Here is a 23048-nt window from a genome sequence, read left to right on the forward strand (position 1 = left end):
CCCCGACTGACGCGTCGTCGGACCACCGCTCCCGGGGCACGAGTGACACTCTGTCCCGACGGCTATACGCTGTCGCCGAACCGTCTCCTCCGCCGGCGTCGGGATCGTCCCACGGCGGCGACCCGTCGCATTCAAGGCCGTCCCTCGCGCAGAGGGTGCGTATGGAAAAAGACCTCGCGGCGCAGGTCGAATCGGTGCTCGCCGTCGACGCCGAGGAGTTTCAGGCGCAAGCGGAAGCCGACGCCGAGGTCGTCAAAGCGGGGCTCCGGGAGGGCGCGTTCGACAACCACCAGTCGATCGTCGGGCTGGAGTACGAGTTCTACGCCGTCGCCGACGGAAAGCGGTGGGCGGACGAGGGGAACGACGAGCGGACGGGGCCGGACAACACCTACGCGCTGACGCGCGTGCCGCGCCGGCTGCTCGAACTCATCGGCTTCGAGAAGGAACTCGGTCTCCACAACGCCGAGATGAGCACCAGCCCGCAGCCGTTCAACCCCCACGGCCTCCGGGCGCAGGAGTCCGAGGTACTCGCGCGGCTCAGCGCGGCGCTCGACTGCACCCGCCCCGAGGGGATGCGCCTCGTCAGCGACGCGATGTGGACGATCCCGCCGGCGGGCGAGACGGCCGGGGGCTACCTCTCCGACAGCATCGTCGACGGGGGGATCCGCGTCGCGACGAACATGAGCGACTCGGTCCGGTACCACGCGATGGCGAACGGCGAGAACGTCGACGACACCCTCTCGGTCGACGCACCGCACGTCTCGCTCGACGCGGACACGGTGATGCCCGAGAGCCTCATCACGTCGATTCAACCGCACTATCAGGTCTCGCACGCGGCCGACCTCCCCGAGTACTTCAACTACGCCCTCCGGGTCGCCGGGCCGCTCCTCGCGCTCGGCGTCAACTCGCCGTTCTTCCCGCCGGACCTCTACGAGGACGTCCCCCCCGAGGAGATCCTCGCCGACGCGTGGGACGAGGGGCGGATCACCGTGTTCGAGTCGGTGCTCAACAGCCGCGGGGGCGCGGACAAGGTCACGTTCCCGCGCGACCTCGACACGGTCGAGCAGGCAGTCGACCGGGTCGTCGACGACGAGGTCATGATCCCGATGCCGGTCGATCGGGGCGACCGCTTCGACGACCGGTTCGCCACCCTCCGGACGAAACACGGCACGTACTGGCGGTGGGTTCGGCCGGTGTTCGACGGGGCGACGCGCTCGTCGGCGAACGCCCGCATCGAGTTCCGGCCGATCCCGGCGCAGCCGACCGTCCGCGACTCGATCGCCTTCCAGGCGGCGTTCGCCGGACTGATGGAGAGTCTCCCGCGGCGCGAACATCCCGTCGCGGATCAGGCGTGGGAGGTCGCCCGCGAGAACTTCTACGCGGCCGCCCGCGACGGCCTCGACGGCGGCCAGCGGTGGATCACCAACGCCGGGCAGGAGACGACGAACCCCGTCGAGGTGTACGACGACCTGCTCGCGCACGCGGCCGACGGGCTCACCTCCGCCGGCTGTTCGCAGTCCGAGGCCGACCGCTACGTCGCGCCGCTCCGCGCCCGGGTTGAGGCGGCGCGAACCCCGGCGGACTGGAAGCGCGAGCGAGTTCGGACGCGACTGGAGGCCGGGGCGGACCTCGCCGACGCGATCGCGGGGATGCAGCGGACCTACATCGAGCGCCAGACGGAGTCGCTGCTCGACGGCAGCTTCGTCGACTGGGTGTGATCGAACCGCCTCCCGACGTTCACGTCCGAAGCAGGTACTTGCGGTTCGGCTCGCCCTCCTCCTCGGCGAGGTAGAGCACGATCAGGTTCTCGGGGCCGCGCTCCGCGAGGTCGCGCTGGGCGCGTTCGAGGCCCCGATCCCACCCGCGAGCGCCCCGACGCGGCCGTATCGGAACGACGAGATCGGTCCCCTCGAACCGATCCCCCGAGCCGAGTTGCGACCAGCTCGACACCGTCTCGATCTCGAACGGGACCTCCGGTTCGACCGAAGCGACGAGGCGCTCGTACTGGTCGGGGTCGCCGTCGACGAGCAGGCAGTGGATCTTCGATCCGAGTTCCTCGGCGATCGTCTTCGCGGCGTGGATCCCCCCGTAGAAACCTGGGTTGGCGGCGGCGCGACCGGAGAGCACGATCACGACCCGCTCGGTGGCGTTTATCGGCCCGTTCAGGTTCGCCACGAGCACCCGTTCCCGCGTCCGGTCCACGAGCCGCTCGATGGTCGTCCCGAAGACGCGCTGGCCGAACCCACGCCGACCGTTCCACCCGATGACGACCGTCGTGATGCGGTTGTCCCGGATCGCGCGGACGATCCCGGTGACGACGTTCGCGTCGACGCGCGTCTGCGTTTCGACCGGGACCTCGGCCCCCGCCGCGTACTCCTCCGCGCTTTCGAGCGTGCGCTCGGCGTCCGCCACCTCCGATTCGGTGTCGCTCTCGTCGGATTCGTCCGTCCCTTCCACCCCGCCCGCCCCTTCCGCCCCGCCGTTCGCGGCCGTCTGACCGCCGTCACCCGGCGTTCCCTCCCGGCGCACTCCGGCGCCGATCCCCTCGACCGACGACTCGTCCCCCTCGTCCTCGACGACCGTGAGGGCGCGGATCGGCTCGGCCGAGTCGTCGTCGCCGCGGAGGAGCATCGCGAGGTCCAAGAGCAGGTCCGCGTTCTCCGTGCGCTTCGTGAGGGGGAGCAGGATTCGCTCGGGGCGATCGCTCGGCTCGTACTCACCCTGCGCTTCGGCCTGGACGATCTCGCGCCCGAACCGTTCCGTGAGGTACGGACTCGCGACGCTGACGACGAGGATCATCAGCACGACCCCGTTGACGGTCGGTTCGCCGAAGAGTCCGATGTCCGAACCGATGAGCGTGATCGCCAGCGCCGCGGCGGCTTGTCCCGTCGATAGGCCGAACATCGTCTTCCACTCCGCCCCGTCGTACCCGTAGATGCGGCTCGCCACGATGACCGCGGCGAGCTTGCCGACGACGAGCGCCGCGATGGTGCTCCCGGCGATCAGCCAGACGTCCAGTCCGCCGAGGAACACGCGCACGTCGACGAGCATGCCGACGGAGAGTAAGAAGAACGGGATGAAGAGGGCGTTGCCGACGAACTCGATGCGGTTCATCAGCGTGCCGGTCGAGGGGACGAGCCGGTTCAGCGCCAGCCCCGCGAGGAACGCGCCGATGATCGCCTCGACGCCCGCGACCTCGGCGAGAAAGGAGCTCACGAAGAGCACCGCCATCACGAACAGGAACTCGAAGTAGCTCTCCTCGTCGAGGTTGCGGAAGAACCAGCGTCCGACGCGGGGGACGGTCGTCCAGACGACCGCGAAGAAGACGACCAGCCCGCCGCCCAGCTGCGCCCAAAACGCCGCGTCGAGCTGTCCCTGCGTCGCCCCGGAGACGACGGCGAGGACCAGGAGCGCGAGCGTGTCGGTCAGGATCGTCCCGCCGATCACGGCCGTGACGGCCTCGTTTTTCACGATCCCGAGTTGGTTCACGATCGGGTACGCGAGCAGGGTGTGCGAGGCGAAGACGGACGCGAAGAGCACCGCTGCGAGCGCGGAGAAATCGAGCAGCCAGAGGCCGGCGGCGGTGCCGAGCGCCATCGGTATCGCGAAGGAGATCGCGCCGAACGTCACGCTCCGATCCGCGTTCTCGATGAAGTCGTCGAGGTCGATCTCCAACCCCGCGATGAACATCAGGTAGATGATCCCGACCTCGCCGAGGAGCACGATCGTCTCGCTCCGCCGAAGCAGGTCGAGCGCGTTTGGCCCGACGACGGCACCGGCGACGATGACGCCGATGATTCCGGGGAGTTCGTACCGTTCGAGGAGAAGCGGCGCGACGAGGAAGACGACCATCGCGAGGGCGACGATCATCACCGGATCTTCGAACGGCGGGTCGAGCGACACGCCGCCCACGAGCGGAATCATCATCTGGCGCAACAGTACGAAATTCGATCCCTTAGCTACCCCGGCCGATCGGCCGGCGTCTCAGAAAACGGTGCGACGGCCGCCGGCTCAGAGCAGCTCTTCGATGTCCTTGTGGCGGTCGATCTCGACGCCGTCGGACGTCACGACGGCCACGTTGATGCCGTTTCCGGAGGCGAGATCGCGCTCGACGGCGGACTTGATCGCGCGGGCGGCGACCCCCCGGGCGTCGTCGACGGAGAGCGCGTCCTCGTAGTCCTGTTCGAGGACCCCGAGCGCGTACTGGCTGCCGGAGCCGCTGACGGTGTAGTCCTCCTCGGTCGTCCCGCCGGCGGGGTCGATGCTGTATATGTGCGATCCGTCGGCGTCGACGCCGCCGAGAATCGGCTGAACGATGAAGAACGCGCCGGAGCGAAGGAAGTTCCCGACGAGCGTCGACAGCGCTCGCATGCTCATGTTCTCGCCGCGGCGCGCCTCGTACAGGCTCGTTTCGGCCCGCAGCGAGCGAATGAGCGACTGCGCGGCGGAGACGGAGCCGGCGATGGTGAGCGCGGCCGTCGGGTGGATCTGCTCCACCTTCTGGACGTCCTTGCTCGCGACCATGTAGCCCGCGCTGGCGCGCATGTCGGTCGCGAGCACGACGCCGTCTTCGGTCTTGATGCCGACCGTCGTCGTCCCGGTCTTCATCTCCTTTTCGCTACCCTCGGCCGCCCGACGATCGGCGTCCGGGAAGTCGCCGAGTTCGGGGCCGAACACGTTCGAGTGATCGCCGTTCAGCGGTGGAAGGGAACCCGAGAAGTCGGTGGGAGTTCGCATTACCTCCCCTTAACGTGCGGCGCTGATAAATGCAACCCTTCCCACTCGACTTGCCCCTGCCGTCAAGAGCCCGCGATCCGGCTCGAATACGGCCGTCGCTGATCGGTTCGGCGTTCGGACGAAAATTCCGGTGGAACCCTCAGTTCGAGTCCGCGTCGTCGTAGGCCGCCTCCAGCGTTTCGATGAGTCGTCCGACGGGAAGACTGACGCCCGCGCGGCGGGCGAGCACCGCCACCGGCAGGAGCAGGATGCCGACGACGACCGTGGTCTGGTACAGTGCGAACAGGGTGAACCGGCGCAGCGATTCGATCATTTCCTCACCCGGGTGTGCCGGGAGACGTGTATATAAACCTTCTCACCCGTCTCGCGCGCTGATCGCGCCGCAGTCTATCGATTAAACCGAAGTTGCGGCGGGAGCAACTCGACTGGCCGAAGTCGCCGTCACGGGGGATGAACCGGATCGGTCACTCGGGTGCTACTCATAAGTTATCGGCATCATCGACGAGGGATGCGCGCCGCCGCGCGAACCACAAAGCACGAAACCCCGGGGAGCGTGGTATCCGTATGAGTGATTATCTCGTCGCCATGGAGGCCGCCTGGTTGGTCCGCGACGTCGACGGCGTCGACGACGCCATCGGAGTCGCCGTGAGCGAGGCCGGAAAGCGCCTCAACCAGAAGAACAAGGAGTACGTCGAGGTGGACGTGGGCGCGACCGGCTGTCCCGCCTGCGGCGAACCGTTCGACTCGGCGTTCGTCGCCGCGAACACCGCCCTCGTCGGTCTCCTGCTCGAAATCGACGTGTTCAACGCGGACAGCGAGGAGCACGCCGCCCGCATCGCAAAGAGCGAGGTCGGCGGCGCGCTCCGGGACGTCCCGCTCGCCGTGATCGAGGTCGTCGAGACCGCGACCGACGAGGCCTGACCTCGACCCGCCGTCGAAAGCTTTTCTAATAACCTCGGGTTATACGACCGTATGGAACTGCCGACGCCACAGGATCTGCGGGAGCGGCGGACGTCGCTGGATCTCACCCAGAGCGCGCTCGCCGAGCGCGCGGGCGTCTCCCAGCCGCTCATCGCCCGCATCGAGGGCGGCGACGTCGACCCGCGCCTCTCGACGCTCCGTCGCATCGTGAATGCTCTCGACGAAGCCGAGGGGAGCGTCGTTCGCGCCGGCGACCTCATGCACGCGGAGGTAGTCAGCGTCGCCCCCGACGACTCGGTGCGCGACGCGCTGAGCCGGATGGAAGACGAAGCGTACTCGCAGCTCCCCGTGCTGCAGAACGGCATCCCCGTGGGTTCGATCAGCCAGAGCGACGTCATCCACGCCGGCGAGAACGTGGGCGACCTCCCGGTCAGCGAGGTGATGAGCGAGTCGTTCCCCACCGTCGCGCGCGACGCGACGGTCGACGAGGTCGGCAACCTGCTCGACCACTACAAGGCCGTGATGGTCACGCAGGGCGGCGAGACGGTCGGTATCATCACCGAAGCCGACATCGCGAAACAGCTGTCGTAGGGGGTTCGACGCGTCGCGCCCGCGGGCGAACGTTCAAATACGGGAACGCGACCACCGACGGTGTGTCCTGAACGATCACCGCGCGGCGGTCAGCGGTCGCACGGCGCGCCGCCTCGCGCTCTCCCCGTCGCCGTCCGTTCGCCATTCCGGTCGAAGACGCTACAGCTCCAGCCCGCGGATCGAAACGCCTTCTCCCTCCTCGACGCGGCCGATCACCCGCCCGTCGGTCTCGTCGGCCAGCGCTCCGGCGCTCTCGGGCGCGAGCGCCGCGACGAATCCGGTGCCCATGTTGAACGTCCGGTGCATCTCCTCGTCGGAGACGCCCCCCTCCGACTGCACGAACTCGAACACCGGGTGCGGTTCGAAGGCGTCCTCGACGACGTATCGAAAGTCGCCGAGCCGGTGCAGGTTCGTCCAGCCGCCGCCGGTGACGTGCGCCGCGGCCCGGACGCCGCGCTCGCGCATCGGATCGAGCAGGTCGGTGTAGATCCGGGTCGGCTCCAGCAGCGCCTCGCCGAGCGTCTCGTAGCCCTCGAACGGACAGGGGTCGGCGTACTCCCGGTCGAGCGTCGCGGCCTTCCGCGCGAGCGTCAGCCCGTTGGAGTGGACGCCCGACGAGCGGAAGCCGACGAGGGCGTCGCCGGCGCGAGCCTCCCCTGGAAAGAGCGCGCCCTTCGCGGCCAATCCGGCGCACGTTCCCGCGAGGTCCAGCCCGCGGACGACCTCCGGCATCACCGCGGTCTCGCCGCCGACGAGCTCGACGTTCGCCCTCTCCGCCCCGGCGGCGAGCCCCTCGCCGACCTGCGTCGCGAACGCCTCGTTCGGTTCGTCCACGGCGAGGTAGTCGACGAACGCGACCGGTCGGACGCCCGCCGCGACGAGGTCGTTCACGTTCATCGCGACGCAGTCGACGCCGACGGTCGAGTAGTCGCCGAGTGCCTCCGCGACGAGGAGCTTCGTCCCGACGCCGTCCGTCGCGAGCGCCAGGTACCGGTCGCCGATGTCGAGGAGTCCCGCGTAGTCCCCCTCGCTCTCGCCGACTGCTCCGATGAGCGCCGCCGTCGCCGCCTCGCTCGCTTCGATGTCGACGCCCGAGTCGGCGTAGGTCAGCCCGTCGTCCCTGTCGTCCTCGCTCATGGGGAAAGGCGGGCGGGCGGCACGCAAAAGCCCACCGTTCGATCGCGCGTTATTCGCCCGCTAATTCGGGCGTATCTGGACGGTAACTCGGCGGTATCCTCTCGCTAATTGGAAAGAAAATTTGAGATTTCATTCAGAATATATCTTCATTCAAGCTTTCATATCAATATACTTTTATTTATCGGAGAGCGCCTCAAATCGGACGATGAATAGTATTCTGCCCTCTCGCGCGGTAGAATGGGGAGAAAACCCACAACGTTCGAGGAGTGAATCGGATGAACCGGCTGCAACGCTCGTGCGTTTATATGTCGTCCCGGCGGGTACTCACTTTCGGTGTCTTACATGTCAGGTGCGTCCTCCGCCGCCGCCGATTCCGCCGACGCGAGTCCCGGAGAGGGTCTGGCTCTCCGCACCGCCGCCCTTCGAACGGCCGCAGCCCCCGTCAGGTTCGTGGGCTTCTGGGCGGCCGTCGCGCTCCCCTTCCTGTACGTGCCGCTGCTGTACGACGGCCTCGAAGGGGGACGAACGATCGTTTTCGTCTTCCTGGTCGCGCTCAACGCTCTCGCGCTCGTCGCGGGTCACGGCCATCGACGAGCGCGCGGCGAAGCGTAGTCGGCCGTCGCTCCTCCGTCGACGGCACCCCGTCCCTCGTCTCGCGCCGCCTCTCGTTTCTCCCTTCAATCGAGCGCGATCTCGACGAGCCGCATCTCGTCGCTCTCGACGGCCGCGACGAGCGCGTCGGCGAGTTCGGTCCACGACGTCGGCCGCGACGCCGAGACGCCGAAGCTCTCGGCGAACGCCGCGAAATCCGGATTCGAGAGGCGCGTCCCGAACGCCTCGCCCGTGTGCTCTCGTTGTTTCTCCGAGATGAGCCCGTAGTCGTCGTCGTTGAACACGATGACGGTGAAGCCGCAGTCGAGCCGCGTCGCCGTCTCCAGTTCCGCCGCGTTCATCAGGAAGCCGCCGTCGCCCGTCGCGACCACGACGTTCGAATCGACGGCGAGGTCGGCCGCCACGCCCCCCGGAACCGCGATCCCCATGCTCGCCAGTCCGTTCGAGATGATGCAGGTGTTCGGCTCGTACACCGGGAAGTGCCTGGCGATGGCCATCTTGTGGCTCCCGACGTCGGAGATCAGCACGTCGTCGTCGGCCATCGCCTCGCGCAGAATCGGAAGCGTGCGTCGGACGGAAAACGGCTCGTCGGGGTCCGGCTTGCGGCGCGCGTCCGTGAGCACGACGTCGTGGGCGTCGGTGCACCACGTGGTCCACACGTCGTCGACCGCGTCGGTGAGCCGCCGGAGCCCCATCGAGATGTCGGCGACGACTTCGACCTCCGGATTGTAGTGCTCGTACACCTCCGCGGGCTCGTGGTCGAGGTGGATCACCGTCTTCGAGCGGTCGGGGTTCCACCGCTTCGGGTCGTGCTCCGCGATGTCGTAGCCGACGGCGACCACGCAGTCCGCCTCCTCGATCGCCCCGGCGGCCTCGTCGTTCGGCCCCGAGTCGAGCGTCATGAGCGACTGATCGGACCTGTCGGACACCGCTCCCTTGCCCATGTACGTGCCGATCACGGGAACGCCGGTCCGCTCGACGAACTCCCTGAGCCGCTCGGAGGCGTGCGTTCGCACCGCGCCGTTGCCGGCGAGCACGATCGGCCGGTCGGCGTCTCCGAGCAGGTCGGCCGCCCGTTCGATCGATTCGGCGTCGGGGTCCGGGCGTCTGACCTTGTTCCGATGCGGCAGCGGCTCGGCGTCGACGGCCGTCGCGGCGACGTCCTCGGGTATCTCGAGGTGCGTCGCGCCGGGTTTCTCGTACTCCGCGAGCTTGAACGCCTTGCGGACGGACTCGTTTATGATCTCCGTGTCGTTGAGCTGGGTGTTCCACTTCACGACTGCCTCGAACGTGTGGACCACGTCGAGCGCCTGGTGGCTCTCCTGGTGCAACCGTTCGAGCCCGCCCTGTCCCGTGATCGCCACCAGCGGCGACTTGTCGAGGTGCGCGTCCGCCACGCCCGTGAGGAGGTTCGTCGCGCCCGGCCCGAGCGTGGCGAGACAGACGCCAGCCTCGCCGGTCAACCGACCGTACACGTCTGCCATGAACGCCGCCCCCTGTTCGTGTCTCGTCGGGACGAACCGGATCGACGAGTCGCGGAGCGCGAACAGCACGTCCTCCAGTTCCTCGCCGGGGAGCCCGAACACGTACTCGACGTCCTCTGCTTCCAGACACCGGACCAGCAGGTCTGCGCCGTTCATCACTCGACGAGCGTCCCCGAACCGGCCCCGTGCTGGACCCAGATCGTCTTGCGGTTGACGAACTCGCGGATGCCGTGACGGCTGAGTTCGCGTCCGTACCCGGAGTCCTTGACGCCGCCGAACGGGACGCGCGGGTCGGACTTCACCATCTCGTTGACGAAGGTACAGCCGGCCTCGAAGCGGCGGGCGAACCGCTCCCCGCGATCGAGGTCTTCGGTCCAGACGCTCGCGCCGAGACCGAACCGCGTGTCGTTCGCCTTCTCGACCGCCTCCTCCTCGTCGGCGACCCTGAACACGGACGCGACGGGGCCGAACAGCTCCTCGGTCGCCGCGGGCGCGTCCTCGGGGATGTCGACCAGCACCGTCGGCGGGTAGTACGGTCCCTCGCGATCCATCGGTTCGCCGCCCGTGAGCACCTCGGCCCCGGCGTCGACGGACGCCCGAACCTGCTCGTGAAGGTCGTCCATCAGGTCCTCCCGCGCCATCGGCCCGACGTCGGTGTCCTCGTCCGTCGGGTCGCCGACCGTGAACGACTCCATCTCCCCGACGAATCCGTCGAGGAACTCCTCGTAGACGTCCTCGACCACGACGAACCGCTTCGCCGCGATGCACGACTGGCCGGTGTTCTGGACGCGCGCCCACGCGGCCGTCTCGACCGTCTGCTCCATCGGGGCGTCTTCGAGGACGACGAACGGGTCGCTCCCGCCGAGTTCGAGCACCGTCTTCTTCAGGTTCTTCCCGGCGGCCTGCGAGATGGCGCGGCCGGCTCCCGAACTCCCGGTCAGGGTCGCCGCTCTCACCCGATCGTCGTCGAGGACGTCCTCGATTTTGTCCGACCCGACGAGCAGCGACTGGAACGCCCCGTCGGGGAAGCCGGCGTCCCGGAAGACCTCCTCGATCGCGAGCGCGCAGCCGGGGACGTTCGAGGCGTGTTTCAGGATCCCCACGTTCCCCGCCGCGAGTCCGGGGGCCGCAAAGCGGAACACCTGCCAGAACGGGAAGTTCCACGGCATCACCGCGAGCACCGGCCCGAGCGGTTCGTAGCTGACGAGCGCCCGCGCTTCGGACTCCGCGCCGACGATCTCGTCTTGCAGGTGCTCTTCGGCCCGTTCGGCGTAATAATCGCACACCCACGCGCACTTTTCGACCTCGGAGCGCCCCTGCGTTATCGGCTTGCCCATCTCCTCCGTCATGAGCTCCGCGTACTCGTCGGTTCGCTCACGGAGTATCTCCGCGGCCGCCTCCAAGAGCGACCGCCGCTCCGCGAACGACGTCTCCGCCCACGCGCCCGCCGTCTCGTCCGCCCGCCGGAGCGTCGCCTCAACGTCCTCGTCGCTCGGCTCGTCGTACGTTTCGATCGTTTCGCCGGTCGCCGGATTGACGCTCTCCATGGTGTACGAGAGACCAGCCATCTGTATAGGCGTTCGTGCCGACCGATCGACTGAACAGTACGTCGGAGCGACGGCGAACGCGGGATTCAAAAGAGACCGACGACGAACAGCGCGACGAACGCGAGCGCCGCCGACGGGAAGAACACGAGCGCCCAGACGAGCTTGCTCCAGCCGAGCACCGTCCGCCCGTCGAGCGGTCCGTACGGGATCATGTTGAACGCCGCGAGGAGGAGGTTGATCCCGAGACCCCACTGTCCGATCTGCGCGACGAGTCCCGATCCGACCGCCGCGCCGGCGACGATGATCGGCACGCAGACGGCCCCGAGCACGAGGTTCGTGACCGGTCCCGCGAGCGCGATGAGCCCGTGCTCCCGCTTCGTCAGCATGCCTCGGTGGTGAACCGCGCCGGGCGCGGCGAACAGGAAGCCGATCATCGCGCTCATGACGGCCAGGAACAACATCCCGTAGTCGGCGCGGAACTCGGCCACCTGGCCGAACCTGACGGCGACCACTTTGTGAGCCAGTTCGTGCAGCAGGAACGCGACGCCGGCCGTGAGCAGGCTCACGACGAAGATCGTCGCGCCGCCTCCCTCCTGGACGGTCGCGAGGAATCCGCTCCCGCCGCCGGCGAAGAAGACGGCGAACGCGACGCCGAGCGCGAGCCACGCGACGACGAGGTCGCGCGTCTCGCGCGCGCTGAACCGCAGCGTGCCGACGCTCACGTCACCGCCCTCCAGATGGCGTCGGCGCTCCGGCCGGCCCCTTCGAGCATCAGCCGCGTGACGCCGTCGACGCCGCCCAGTTCGGCCCCGAACAGGGGGAGGATGTACGCCGTGAAGAGCACGCTCGCGATGATGCTCCCGACGTTCGTCATCGCCACGATCATGATGAGGCGAAACAGCGGCACGTCGAACATCTCCGAGACGAGTCGTTTTAGCGGTTTCTCCTCGTCGCCGAGCAGTTCGTTCAGCGTCGCGATGTCGCTCACGTTCACGCGGGTGTGTCGAAGTTCGACGTACCCCGTGAACCACCCCGGCGCGAGGAGCGGATTCACCGAGGTCATCCAGGCGACGCCGCCGCCGACGGCCGCGGAGGTCCACCGCGCGCCGGCGAGTTTCGCGAGGCCGGCGGCGAAGAGCCCGTTGACGAGGAACCACGCGCCGAAAAGCTGCAGGAGGAACGCGTTTCGGACGCCCGCCATCGCGAGGAGGAGAAAGAACGCGAGGAAGCCGACCGACATGAGGACGCCGACGATCTCGAACCACGGGACGCCGCGCTTTTTCGCGGTGCCGACGAGCGACTCCATCGGCGGCAGCGTCTCCGGGTTCGCGAGGTACCGCTCTATCCCCTCGCGGTGGCCCGCGCCGACGACGGCGACGACGTCCGCCCCCCGCCGTCGGAGCGCGACGAGCCGGTGGGCGATGTACGCGTCGCGCTCGTCGATCAGCGCCTCCGCCCCGCCGGGGCTGAACTCGCGGAACTCTTCCATCATGACGCTCACGACGTCGGTGTCGGTGAGCTCCGACATGTCGAACTCCTCTACGTCCTCCGGCTCGGGGGCGACGAACGGGAACACGGCCGCCGCGACGAGGCCGACGCCGAGCCCGGCGACGAGGCCCAGTCCCATGCTCCCGATCGCGTGGACGGCGAAGCTTCCGAACGCCGAGACGACCCCGTCGGCTAGTCCCAACCCCACGCCGGCGATCAGCCCGACCGCGACGCCGCCGCCGACGGCGACGAGCAGCCGCCCTTTCCCGTCGAGGAACGCGTCGCCGACGTAGTCGAGCGCGAAGCCGACGACGACCGCGAGCAGCAGACCGCCGGTCACGCGCGTCAACAGCGCGTCCGTCACGCCGAACGAGCCGCCGAACAGGCCGATGAGCGGGCCGAGGAACACCCCGACGAACAGGCCGGCCACGAGTCCCACGACGCGGCTGTCCGTCACGCCGAAGGCCAGCCCGCCGATCATCCTGAGCTTCTCTACGATCCCCATCCGCGCCCAGAACCGCTGGATGGTCACCTGGATGTCGCGGTCGACGAGCGCCACGTCGAGGCCGTGGCGTTCCGCCGTCTCGATCGCCGCGAGCATGTCCGCGCCGGGTCGGACGTCGAACTTCTCGCCCAGCTGGGCCTGCACGTACGACAGCATCCAGTAGGCGATGAACTGAAAGACGGTGTTGCCCCGGAGGAGGTCGCCGGCGTCCAGATCGTCCGGCGTCTCGCCCTGCATCTGGCGGTAGCGCCCCTCGTCGAGTTCGACGGCGACGACGTCCGGACGCTCGGCCTCGATGGCTTCCTCGACCTCGCGGACGCTGTCCGCGGAGACGTGCGCCGTCCCGACGACGCGCACGCTCCCCTCGGCGGGGGGCGGCCCCGCTTTGTCACTCATTACCCCCGCTACAGCCCCGCCCGTTTTACCGTTGTCGGAGTTTTCGCCGTCCGAGACGGGGGTCGGGTCGCATCCGACGACCGCGGCGGCCCGCGAGTCGGCGGGGCCGCGACGCCGCCGAACCGCTCCCCGGCGTCGGCCTCGCGTCTTTGTCGTCGTGGCTACCCTTTTGGTGCCCCGCCGAGAGACGCCCGTATGATCCGAAACGCGGACGACTTGGGCGGGACCGACGCCCGAGAGATTGCCCTCGACTGCGTCGAGGCCGGCATCGAGGCCGCGACGCCCGAGCGCGTCGTCGCCGATTCCGTCTCGATCGACGGGGACGCCCTCTCCGTCGCCGGCGACCGGTACGACCTCGCCGACTTCGATCGAATCGTCGTCGTCGGCGGCGGGAAGGCCGCGGGCGGCGTCGCGCGGGCGCTCGAATCGGTCCTCGGCGATCGGCTGGCCGGCGGCGTCGTCGTCACGACGGAGCCGGCGGAGACCGACCGGATCGACGTCGTCGTCGGCGACCACCCGGTGCCGAGCGAGCGCGGCGTCGCGGGTGCCCGGCGGGTGCTCGACCTCGCGCGGGAGGCGGACGAGCGGGCGCTCGTGCTCGCCGCGATCACCGGCGGCGCGAGCGCGCTGTTGGCCGCGCCGGCGGCGGACGTTCCGCTCGCGGACCTGCGCGCGACGACGGACGCGCTCCTCGACAGCGGCGCGGACATCCACGAGATCAACGCGGTCAGAAAGCATCTCTCCGCGATCAAGGGCGGTCGACTCGCCCGCGCGGCCGCCCCCGCGACGATCGTCGGGCTGGTTCTGAGCGACGTCGTCGGCGACGACCTGAGCGTGATCGCGAGCGGCCCGACCGCGCCGGACGACTCGACGTACGCGGACGCGCGCTCCGTGCTCGACCGCTACGGCATCGACGCGCCCCGGTCGGTGCGCGAGCGTCTCGAACGCGGCGCGAACGGCGAGATCGAGGAGACCCCCCGCGCCGACGATCCGGCGTTCGACCGGACGACGAACCACGTCCTCGCCGACGGCTTCACCGCGCTCGACGCCGCTCGCGACGCCGCGAGGGAGCGCGGTTACGAGGTCTGCGTGCTCTCCTCGCGAATCCGCGGCGAGGCCCGCGAAGCGGCGAAAACGCACGTCGCGGTCGGCGAGGAGGCGCTCGCCACCGGAAACCCGGTGTCCGCCCCGGCGGTGGTGCTCGCCGGCGGCGAGACGACGGTCACTGTCCGCGGCGACGGGACCGGCGGGCCGAACCAGGAGTTCGCGCTCGCGGGGGCCGTCGAACTCGCGACCGGTCCGTTCGGGACGGCGGACGCCGACGCGGCGCTCGCCTGCGTCGACACCGACGGAAAGGACGGAAGCACCGACGCCGCGGGGGCGCTCGTCGACGCGAAGACGGTCACGGACCTCGGCGACGCCCGCGCCGCGCTGGCGGACAACGACGCGTTCTCCCACCTCGACGGCCTGAACGCGCTGATCCGAACCGGCCCGACCGGGACGAACGTCAACGACCTTCGCGTGTTCGTCGTCGACGCGTGACCGTTCCTACCAAGAGTCGTGTACTCGTTCCTCCCGATCGTCGTGTGCTCGTTCCTACCAATAGCTTTGTTTACACGCGCCGTCTACGGCGCGTCATGGCGCGACTGCTGCCCTCCACCTCCGACACCGCCGCCGTCGAGGACGCCGAACCGCGGGTCATCGGCGTCGACAGCGAGGACGCCGACGACCTCCTCTCCGCGCTCTCCTCGGAAACGTCCCGTCGATTGCTCGCCGCGCTCCACGAGGAGCCGGACACGCCCTCCGCGCTCGCGGGACGGGTCGACACGTCGCTGCAGAACGTCCAGTACCACCTCGGGAAGCTCTCCGACGCGGACCTCGTCGAGGTCGCGGACACCGTCTACTCCGAGAAGGGCCGCGAGATGAACGTGTACGCCCCCGCCGACCGCCCGCTTGTGGTCTTCGCCGGTCGAGAGGCGGACGGCGTCGGGTTGCAAGCCGCCCTGAAGCGCCTGCTCGGCGGCGTCGGCGTCCTCGGCTTTCTCAGCCTCGTCGTGCAGTACCTGCTTACCGACGGCCCGTGGCTGCCGTCGATCACGAACGCCGCCGACGGCGGCACCGGCGCTTCGGCCACCGCCGAATCGGCCGACGCCGCCGCGACGGCCGCCGGATTTCCGCCGGGGCTCGTCTTCTTTCTCGGCGGGGCGGCGGTGCTCCTCGTCGGGTTCGTCGCGTGGTACGTTCGGCCGTAGTCGTCGGTTCCCGTCGCGATCGGCCCCGTCGGTTTCGTAACTGTCGGTTTCGTAATTGTCGGTTTCGTAATTGTCGACTCTCGACACAGTCGGCCGACGGCGAGTTTCGCTCGCCGACGAAGTCGTTTCCCTCGCGCGGCTACCATTCGTATCCCGGGGGTAGCTATTCATACCTCGAACGCCAACGTGTGTTCATGAATCACACTGCCGAAGTAGAGGGGATCGCCGTGGGCGTCGGCCCGGACGGCGCGAACGTTCCGGCAGTTGTGCTCTCGGCGCGCGGCGAGTACCTCCCCATCTTCGTCACGACCGATCAGGCGCAGGCGATCCAGCTCGGCCTGACGGGCGAGCCGTTCGAGCGGCCGCTGACCCACGACCTGCTCGTCGACGTCGTGACCGAGTTCGGCGGCGCGATCGACGGCGTCCGGATCGACGACCTCTCCGACGGGACGTTCTACGCCAAACTCGACGCCGAGCGCTACGAGAACGGTCACCCCCAGAAGTTCGTCTTCGACGCCCGCCCGAGCGACGCGATCGCCATCGCGGTCCGCGCCGACTGCCCCGTCACCGTCTCCGACGAGGTGCTCGACGCCGCGGGCCGCCCCCCCTCCGCGGTCGACCTCGTCTCCGACGAAGGTCGCAGCCGCAACCCGTTCGGCGAGATCGACGACGACGAACCGTGACGCTCCCGGACGCGGCGATGTTCTCCCCTCTGTAGGCGAATCGAGTGGCTTCTTGACGGGACGCGCCGAACCCGTTTCCATGTCCGACACGGGAACCGCGACCCTCGCGGAATCGCACACGGAGATGACCGAACTGCTACTCCCGAACGACACCAACAACCTCGGCCGGGCGCTCGGCGGGGCGGTGCTTCACTGGATGGACGTTTGCGGCGCGATCGCGGCGATGCGATTTTCGAACCGCCAGTGCGTCACGGCGTCGATGGACCACGTCGACTTCATCAGCCCGATCGACCTCGGCGAGGTGGCCGTCATCGAGGGGTACGTTTTCAACACGGGTCGGACGAGCGTCGACGTGAAGGTGGACGTGCGCGCGGAGAACCCCAAGACGGACGAGGAGCGCGAGACGACGACCTCCTACTTCACCTTCGTCGCCCTCGACGACGACGGGCGGCCGACCCCCGTGCCGAAACTCGCGTGCCCGACCGAGGACGAACGGGTCCTCCGCGACGCCGCGATCGACGGCCGGAAGGCGCAACTGGAGGCGGTCGTCGAGCGGCTGGAGTAGTTTCGCCGCCGACCCCGCGCGACGGCGACGTTTTAGGTCCCCGCGCCCCTCGACCGAGGTATGGCACTCGACGTCGAGACCCCCGACCCGCCGGAGTTGAAGGAGGTCGACCCCAACGAGTACGAGGACGCGACGATCGTCGGCGACGCCGACTACCGCCGCGAGGAACTGGGCGCGTTCCTCCGCGAAGGCGCGTGGGAGGAGGCGTTCGAGGGGTGGGCGGCGGACGCGAACGTCACCGAAGCCGAGTGGGCGATCGTCGCGGACCTCGATCTCGTCTCCGGATTCGACTTCTTCTGGGACGACTTCGCCGACCGCGTCGGCTACCACGCGCCCGGCATCCCGGAGGACTGGAAGGAGCGGGCGGTCCACCCCGACCTCGAAAGCTGGGGGCAGGTGTCGTCGATCAACGCGGGCCTGACGGAACTCGGACAGGTCGTCTGCGACGTGCTCAAGGAGGAGTACGTCGACTGGGAGGCGGCGTACGAAGCGCCGGACGACCTGCCGGATTTTTAGTAATTTATTTATCATTTCTCACCCGACAGTAACGCATCCACGAATATCGCACGACAAGTTGACCCGTGGGCAGAGAGCGTCCCGATTGACAAAGCGGTGCGCGATGACGCGTCCCGGGATGGGTGCAATTGTGATACCGCCACGGATCCGACTGAGACGACGGAGCCGCCTCGTGGTCACAAAAGACGCTCCGTGTCTTTCGAACGACACCGTGAGAAGAGCTACCAGCGCAGATGACGGTCACAGCGTTCGGGAGACGCAAGTCGTCTTCCGCAGTCCACAAGAAACGAAAAGCGTTTCTGAGGACGTTTCGAGGGTCGAAACCCTGCCAGCGTTCACGAGACCCCGTCTCGTGAGCCAACCAGAACCTTCTGTCGGGTGACGAAGACTGACTGGTTTTTCCCATGCGTGGTACCTCTCGCCTTTTACGGCGAAAAGGATGTCACACGAATCATGGGGAGCCGATCGCCTCGTTCGGTCACTCGACAATGAACTGCGAAGCTCTTTCCAGAACCTCCGAACGGGAGAGTGCCTCGTCGAACGCTTCCGGGAACGGCACTTGCTGGCCGAGTACCCGGAGGAACGAAGCGTGGCGCGCCTCGACGCTGTGGATGCTCAGTGCTGGCGGAACCAGGTCCCCATCCTCGATGAACGGGGCCGCTCCGGCGTATGCCCCGACGCCGGTGTCCTCCAGCACGATCGCCGTGGCGATAAACTCCTCGGGATCTTCGACCGTGGAGCCGAAGTCAAACTCGGGCTCCGCGACAGGCTCTCCCCCGAGGTCCTCGACGATCGAGCCGAGCGTCTCGAAGTGAGTCTCTTCGTGGTCCCGAATCAACCCCAGGTAGTCGTAGACGTTATCTGTGATGGGTGTGCCGAACTCCCTGAGCGGACCACAGCCGACGAGTTCTTGTTCGCTGATATTATTCAGCGCCCTCTCGTAGAATCGGTACTCGAGTGCCTCGAGCGTCCGGGCGTAGTTGAGGATGGCAACGTCGTCTTCGAACTGGTCGTCGTTTTCGCCCTCCTGCTCGTCAGCCGCAAGCACCGGAGTGGAGAACGCACCACCGATAGCAAGGGCACTGAGCGCGCCTGTTCCCGCGAGAACCATCTCTACGAGTGTTTGTCATGTTTGAACGTTGCGCCGGCCGGCCGGTGTCGTTATTTTCGGTGGGCACCACGAAAGCAAGTTCAGAGCGAATTCGTTTAGTTATTCAGAGTATACACGCTCAGAGAGTCATTTCGGAATTAGTAGGTCACTCTTATCACAGAGTACGACAATATAAGGGAGATGTGATAGATTGGTGTACAATGATTTTCTATCGTCCGCAAGCCCATCGTATACCGAGAACGACGAACCGAAAATCGTTCGTGGGGCCTGTAACCCATTCTAACAGTGGATTAATTCGTTCTTATAAAAGATATTATATTTATACAGGACATTTTTTATATTTATTATATTACATAGACAAGAATAGTGTATTTCATCTCCGTGTAAAATAACAAGTTCCTGTTCCACGTCGTGGACGATGCACATGGAGAGGAGTTCGCGAGGAACGATCCGTTATACGGCTTACCATATGAAACCTATCGGTCGTGGTTCTTCACTGAGACGAACGAACTGATTCGATCCTCGGCGTTTCGTCTCCGGCGCATTCTTTACGCCCTGACGAGAACCGACCGGACAGGTGAGCGTCTATCTACTCGAAGCATCACTTCGCCATCTCGGTCGTCGTCGGCGCGCTCGTCGTCCTCCTCCTCGACTCGCCGTTTCCGGCGTGGTTCGTCGTCGCCTACGCCGCCGTCGTCGGCGTCGGCATCGACTTCGATCACTTCCTCGTCGCCCGCCTGAACACCGGCGAGTGGCGGGCGGCGAAGGGGTGTCTCCGAAACCCGACGCGGGTGGTCGCCGGCCAGGACGACATCTTCGAGGAGGGCGAGGTGGGGACGCTCCGTCGACTCCTGAGCCACGTCGTCATCGGCGGCGTCGCCGTGCTCGCCCTCTCCCTCTCGAGCCCCTTTCTCGCCCTCCTGACCGCGGTCACGCTGTACGCCCACCTCCTCGCGGACCTCGTCTGGGACGTCCACCTCGAACGGGAGCGCGGCTCGCCCGACGTGCCGACCGCCTCGCGGGAGTGAGGCACGGACGAGGGCGACGGCGGCCGACGCGTTCGATCCGTTCGGCGCGTCCCGTCGTATCCCCCGCCGTCACCGCGCCGCCCCTCGGTCCGACACCTCCGGTGCAGGACCACCGTTTTGATATACGCAGCGGATCACAGAACCGGTATGGAAGACCTCAGCGACCAGTACGCCCCCGAGGAGGTCGAGTCCTCGGCGGAGGCGCACTGGGAGGAACACGACGCCTACGAGGCGACGAGGGAGGCGCACGCCGACGACCCGCCCTTCTTTTTCGTCGACGGGCCGCCGTACACCTCAGGGCAGATGCACCTCGGGACGGCGTGGAACAAGACCCTGAAGGACGCCGTCATCCGCTACAAGCGGATGTGCGGCCACCGGGTGACCGACCGCCCCGGCTACGACATGCACGGGCTCCCCATCGAGGTCAAGGTCGAGCAGGAACTCGGCTTCGAGAACAAGCGCGACATCGAGGAACTGGGCGTCGAGGCGTTCATCGAGGAGTGCAAGACGTTCGCCGAGCGCAACCGCGAGGCCATGGACGAGGACTTCGAGTCGATGGGCGTCTGGATGGACTGGGACGACCCCTACAAGACGCTCAGCCCCGAGTACATGGAGGCCACGTGGTGGGCGTTCGAGCGGGTCCACGAGAACGGCCTCGTCAACCGGGGCAAGCGCGCCGTCAACCAGTGCCCCCGCTGTGAGACCGCCATCGCCGACAACGAGGTCGAGTACCACGAGATCGAGTCGCCCAGCATCTACGTGAAGTTCCCCCTGCGGGACCGCGAGGGCTCTCTCGTCATCTGGACCACCACCCCGTGGACCATCCCGGCGAACACGTTCGTCGCCGTCGACGGCGAGATGACGTACCAGGCCGTCCGCGCGGAGAAGGACGGAGAGGGCGAGGCTCGGAGCGCCTCGGAGAGTTCGAGCGGCGACGAGCCGCGAGAGAGCGAACTGCTCTACCTCGCCGAACCCGTCGTCGAGGAGGTCCTGAAGAAGGGCCGCTACGACGACTACGAGGTCGTCGACGAGGTCGCGGGCGAGGAGATGGTCGGCTGGGAGTACGACCACCCCCTTGCCGAGGAGGTCCCCGACCACGTCGACTTCGAGGGCGCGCTGCAGGTGTACACCGCCGACTACGTCGAGGCCGACAGAACCGGTCTCGTCCACTCCGCGCCGGGACACGGCCAGGAGGACTTCCAGCGCGGCCGGGAACTCGGGCTGGAGATCTTCTCGCCCGTCGCCGGCAACGGCGAGTACACAGAGGAAGCCGGAAAGTACGCCGGGACGTTCGTCCGCGACGCGAACGACGAGATCATCGCCGATCTCGACTCGAAGGATCTGCTCCTCGCCAGCGGGACGCACAGCCACCGGTACGGCCAGTGCTGGCGCTGCGACACCGACATCGTGTTCCTCGCCACCGACCAGTGGTTCATCACGGTCACGGACGTGAAGGACGACCTCCTCGCGAACATCGACGACAGCGAGTGGCACCCGCAGTGGGCGCGGGACAACCGCTTTCGCAACTTCGTCGAGGACGCGCCGGACTGGAACGTCTCCCGGCAGCGCTACTGGGGCATTCCGCTGCCCATCTGGGTGCCCGAGGACGCCGACGGCGACGTCTCCGCCGAGGAGGTAATCGTCGTCGGCACCCGCGAGGAGCTCGCAGAGCGAGTCGATCAGGACGTCGACCCCGACGAGATGGACCTCCACCGCCCGGCGGTCGACGACCTGACCATCACCGAGGGGGGAACGACCTACCGACGGGTCCCGGACGTGTTCGACGTGTGGATCGACTCCTCCGTCGCCTCGTGGGGGACGCTGAACTACCCGAGCGAGACGGACGAGTTCGAGGAGCTGTGGCCCGCGGACCTCATCATCGAGGCGCACGACCAGACCCGCGGCTGGTTCTGGTCGCAACTCGGGATGGGGACCGCCGCCGTCGGCGAGGTGCCCTACGAGGAGGTCCTGATGCACGGGTTCGCCAACGACAAGGACGGACGGAAGATGTCCAAGTCGGTCGGCAACATCGTCACGCCGCACGAGGCGATCGAGCGCGCGGGGCGCGACCCCCTCAGGGCGTACCTGCTCAGTCACGACCAGCAGGGCGCGGACCTCGCGTTCGAGTGGGACGGCCTCGCGGACACGCAGGCCACCCTCAACATCCTCTGGAACGTCTTCCGTTTCCCGCTGCCGTACATGCGGCTGGACGGGTACGATCCGGCCGAGGCCGACCTGTCGGACGGGGACCTCACCGTGGTCGACGAGTGGGTGCTCTCGCGCCTGCAGTCGGTGAAAGCGGAGGTGGCGCGGGCGTGGGACGACTACGAGATTCACGTCGCGCTGAACGCGCTCTTCGACTTCCTGACGGACGACGTCTCGCGCTTCTACGTGAAGGCGATCCGCGAGCGGATGTGGGAGGAGGAGGACTCCGCCTCCAAGCGCGGCGCGTACGCGACGCTCTCCGTCGTCCTCCTCGAAACGGTGCGGCTCCTCGCGCCCTTCACGCCGTTCCTCGCAGAGGAGATGTACCAGCACCTCGACGGGGGCGAGGCGACGGTCCACATGCTCTCGCAACCCGAGTTCGACGCCGACCGCCACGACCCCGAACTGGAGGAGAACATGGCCGTCCTCCGGAAGGTCGAGGAGGCCGCCGCGAACGCCCGCCAGCAGGGGGGTCGGAAGCTTCGCTGGCCCGTCCAGCGCGTGATCGTCGAGACGGACGACGAGCGCGTGGCCGACGCGGTTCGCTCGCTCGACGAACTGCTCCTCGACCGCGTCAACGCCCGGTCGCTGGAGGTCACGGAGGAGTTCGACGAACTCATAGAGCGCGCCGAACCGCAGATGAGCGTCATCGGGCCGGCGTTCGGCGGCGACGCGCAGAAGATCATGGGCGCGGTGCAGGGCAAGACCCGCGACGAGATCGAGTCGGGGGTGACGGTCGACGGCGAGACGTACGACCTCACGGACGAGATGGTCGCCTACCGCGCGGAGCCGCCGGCGGACGTCTCCGGCGCGGAGTTCGAGGGCGGATCGGTGTACGTCGACACGGCGCTCACCGAGGACATCGAAGCCGAGGGGTACGCCCGCGACGTCGTCCGCCGGGTACAGGAGATGCGAAAACAGCTCGACCTCGACGTGGAAGAGCGCATCCGGACCCGCCTCGACGTCGCCGACGAGCGCGTCCGCGAGCTCGTCGACCGCCACCGGGAGTTCGTCGCCGAGGAGACCCGGACGGCCGAGTTCGTGGACGAGCCGTCGGATGTGGGCGACGTCGTCGCGGACGTCGATCTCGACGGTGACGAGACCGTCTCGGACGTCGATCTCGACGACGACGATGTCGTCTCGAACTTCGATCTCGACGGCGATGAAGCCGTCTCGAACTTCGATCTCGTCGAAACGTGGGACGTCGAGGGCGTGACCGTCACCATCGGGATCCAGCGCCTCGAAGCCGAAGAACAGGCGGCTTGAATCG

The 23048-nt window shown here is 67.6% G+C and carries 21 protein-coding genes; 11 read left to right on the forward strand and 10 right to left on the reverse strand.

The window, feature by feature from the left end; all coding sequences use genetic code 11:
• Positions 1-161: 161 nt before the first annotated feature.
• A complete protein-coding gene (locus C3L37_RS16885; RefSeq protein WP_129115767.1) occupies positions 162-1718 on the forward strand; it encodes a hypothetical protein in 1557 nt (518 codons plus the stop codon).
• A 19-nt stretch (positions 1719-1737) separates the two neighbouring features.
• On the opposite strand, the gene C3L37_RS16890 is transcribed toward C3L37_RS16885, so the two are convergent.
• From C3L37_RS16890 to C3L37_RS24470, 3 genes are all read right to left on the reverse strand, one after another.
• A complete protein-coding gene (locus tag C3L37_RS16890) occupies positions 1738-3927 on the reverse strand; it encodes a cation:proton antiporter (protein WP_129115768.1) in 2190 nt (729 codons plus the stop codon).
• A gap of 84 nt (positions 3928-4011) precedes the next feature.
• Positions 4012-4737, reverse strand: a complete 726-nt coding sequence (gene psmB / locus C3L37_RS16895) for an archaeal proteasome endopeptidase complex subunit beta (protein WP_129115769.1) — start codon at positions 4735-4737, stop codon at positions 4012-4014.
• A gap of 139 nt (positions 4738-4876) precedes the next feature.
• Entirely contained in the window at positions 4877-5050 is a 174-nt protein-coding gene (locus C3L37_RS24470; protein WP_164974785.1) for a hypothetical protein, read from the reverse strand.
• Positions 5051-5301: 251 nt separating this feature from the next.
• Between C3L37_RS24470 and C3L37_RS16900 the strand changes: the two genes are divergently transcribed.
• Positions 5302-5658, forward strand: coding sequence for a DUF555 domain-containing protein (locus tag C3L37_RS16900; RefSeq protein WP_129115770.1), 357 nt, complete (start codon positions 5302-5304; stop codon positions 5656-5658).
• Between the two features lie 51 nt (positions 5659-5709).
• On the forward strand, positions 5710-6249 hold the full coding sequence (locus C3L37_RS16905) for a CBS domain-containing protein (protein ID WP_129115771.1): 540 nt from the start codon (positions 5710-5712) through the stop codon (positions 6247-6249).
• Positions 6250-6408: 159 nt separating this feature from the next.
• On the opposite strand, the gene purM is transcribed toward C3L37_RS16905, so the two are convergent.
• Positions 6409-7386: a phosphoribosylformylglycinamidine cyclo-ligase gene (gene purM / locus C3L37_RS16910; protein ID WP_129115772.1), complete on the reverse strand. Its 978-nt coding sequence runs from the start codon at positions 7384-7386 to the stop codon at positions 6409-6411.
• Positions 7387-7728: 342 nt separating this feature from the next.
• Here purM and C3L37_RS16915 point away from each other — a divergent pair, with 342 nt between their 5' ends.
• Positions 7729-7998, forward strand: coding sequence for a hypothetical protein (locus C3L37_RS16915; protein WP_228546297.1), 270 nt, complete (start codon positions 7729-7731; stop codon positions 7996-7998).
• Between the two features lie 65 nt (positions 7999-8063).
• Here C3L37_RS16915 and C3L37_RS16920 read toward each other — a convergent pair whose 3' ends face one another.
• The 4 genes from C3L37_RS16920 to C3L37_RS16935 form a co-directional block, all read right to left on the reverse strand.
• On the reverse strand, positions 8064-9638 hold the full coding sequence (locus C3L37_RS16920; protein ID WP_129115773.1) for an acetolactate synthase large subunit: 1575 nt from the start codon (positions 9636-9638) through the stop codon (positions 8064-8066).
• Positions 9638-11029, reverse strand: coding sequence for an NAD-dependent succinate-semialdehyde dehydrogenase (locus C3L37_RS16925; RefSeq protein ID WP_228546298.1), 1392 nt, complete (start codon positions 11027-11029; stop codon positions 9638-9640). The genes C3L37_RS16920 and C3L37_RS16925 overlap by 1 nt, the downstream gene beginning before the upstream one ends.
• Before the next feature lie 86 nt (positions 11030-11115).
• Complete coding sequence (locus C3L37_RS16930) at positions 11116-11766, reverse strand: metalloprotease (protein ID WP_394345801.1); 651 nt, start codon at positions 11764-11766, stop codon at positions 11116-11118.
• A complete protein-coding gene (locus C3L37_RS16935) occupies positions 11748-13418 on the reverse strand; it encodes a TraB/GumN family protein (RefSeq protein WP_129115776.1) in 1671 nt (556 codons plus the stop codon). The genes C3L37_RS16930 and C3L37_RS16935 overlap by 19 nt, the downstream gene beginning before the upstream one ends.
• A 195-nt stretch (positions 13419-13613) precedes the next feature.
• On the opposite strand from C3L37_RS16935, the gene C3L37_RS16940 reads away from it, so the two are divergent.
• The 5 genes from C3L37_RS16940 to C3L37_RS16960 all read left to right on the forward strand — a co-directional run bounded on the left by C3L37_RS16940 (position 13614) and on the right by C3L37_RS16960 (position 17434).
• Entirely contained in the window at positions 13614-14960 is a 1347-nt protein-coding gene (locus C3L37_RS16940; RefSeq protein WP_129115777.1) for a glycerate kinase type-2 family protein, read from the forward strand.
• Positions 14961-15055: 95 nt separating this feature from the next.
• On the forward strand, positions 15056-15670 hold the full coding sequence (locus C3L37_RS16945) for an ArsR/SmtB family transcription factor (RefSeq protein ID WP_129115778.1): 615 nt from the start codon (positions 15056-15058) through the stop codon (positions 15668-15670).
• A 194-nt stretch (positions 15671-15864) separates the two neighbouring features.
• Entirely contained in the window at positions 15865-16353 is a 489-nt protein-coding gene (locus C3L37_RS16950; protein ID WP_129115779.1) for a bifunctional nuclease family protein, read from the forward strand.
• Positions 16354-16432: 79 nt separating this feature from the next.
• Positions 16433-16918 carry an acyl-CoA thioesterase gene (locus tag C3L37_RS16955; protein WP_129115780.1) on the forward strand — a complete coding sequence of 162 codons (486 nt, stop codon included), beginning with the start codon at positions 16433-16435 and terminating at the stop codon, positions 16916-16918.
• 60 nt (positions 16919-16978) lie between these two features.
• Positions 16979-17434: a hypothetical protein gene (locus C3L37_RS16960; RefSeq protein WP_129115781.1), complete on the forward strand. Its 456-nt coding sequence runs from the start codon at positions 16979-16981 to the stop codon at positions 17432-17434.
• A gap of 478 nt (positions 17435-17912) precedes the next feature.
• Here C3L37_RS16960 and C3L37_RS16970 read toward each other — a convergent pair whose 3' ends face one another.
• Positions 17913-18545, reverse strand: a complete 633-nt coding sequence (locus tag C3L37_RS16970) for a ferritin-like domain-containing protein (protein WP_129115782.1) — start codon at positions 18543-18545, stop codon at positions 17913-17915.
• A gap of 548 nt (positions 18546-19093) precedes the next feature.
• Complete coding sequence (locus C3L37_RS24965) at positions 19094-19267, reverse strand: hypothetical protein (RefSeq protein ID WP_228546299.1); 174 nt, start codon at positions 19265-19267, stop codon at positions 19094-19096.
• Between the two features lie 69 nt (positions 19268-19336).
• Between C3L37_RS24965 and C3L37_RS24970 the strand changes: the two genes are divergently transcribed.
• Complete coding sequence (locus C3L37_RS24970; RefSeq protein ID WP_228546300.1) at positions 19337-19573, forward strand: hypothetical protein; 237 nt, start codon at positions 19337-19339, stop codon at positions 19571-19573.
• A gap of 147 nt (positions 19574-19720) precedes the next feature.
• The gene (ileS, locus tag C3L37_RS16980; protein WP_129115784.1) at positions 19721-23044 is read left to right on the forward strand and encodes an isoleucine--tRNA ligase; all 3324 of its coding nucleotides are present in this window, start codon (positions 19721-19723) and stop codon (positions 23042-23044) included.
• Positions 23045-23048 lie beyond the last annotated feature (4 nt).

The sequence above is a fragment of the Halegenticoccus tardaugens genome (assembly GCF_004116405.1).
Taxonomy (GTDB): domain Archaea; phylum Halobacteriota; class Halobacteria; order Halobacteriales; family Haloferacaceae; genus Halegenticoccus; species Halegenticoccus tardaugens.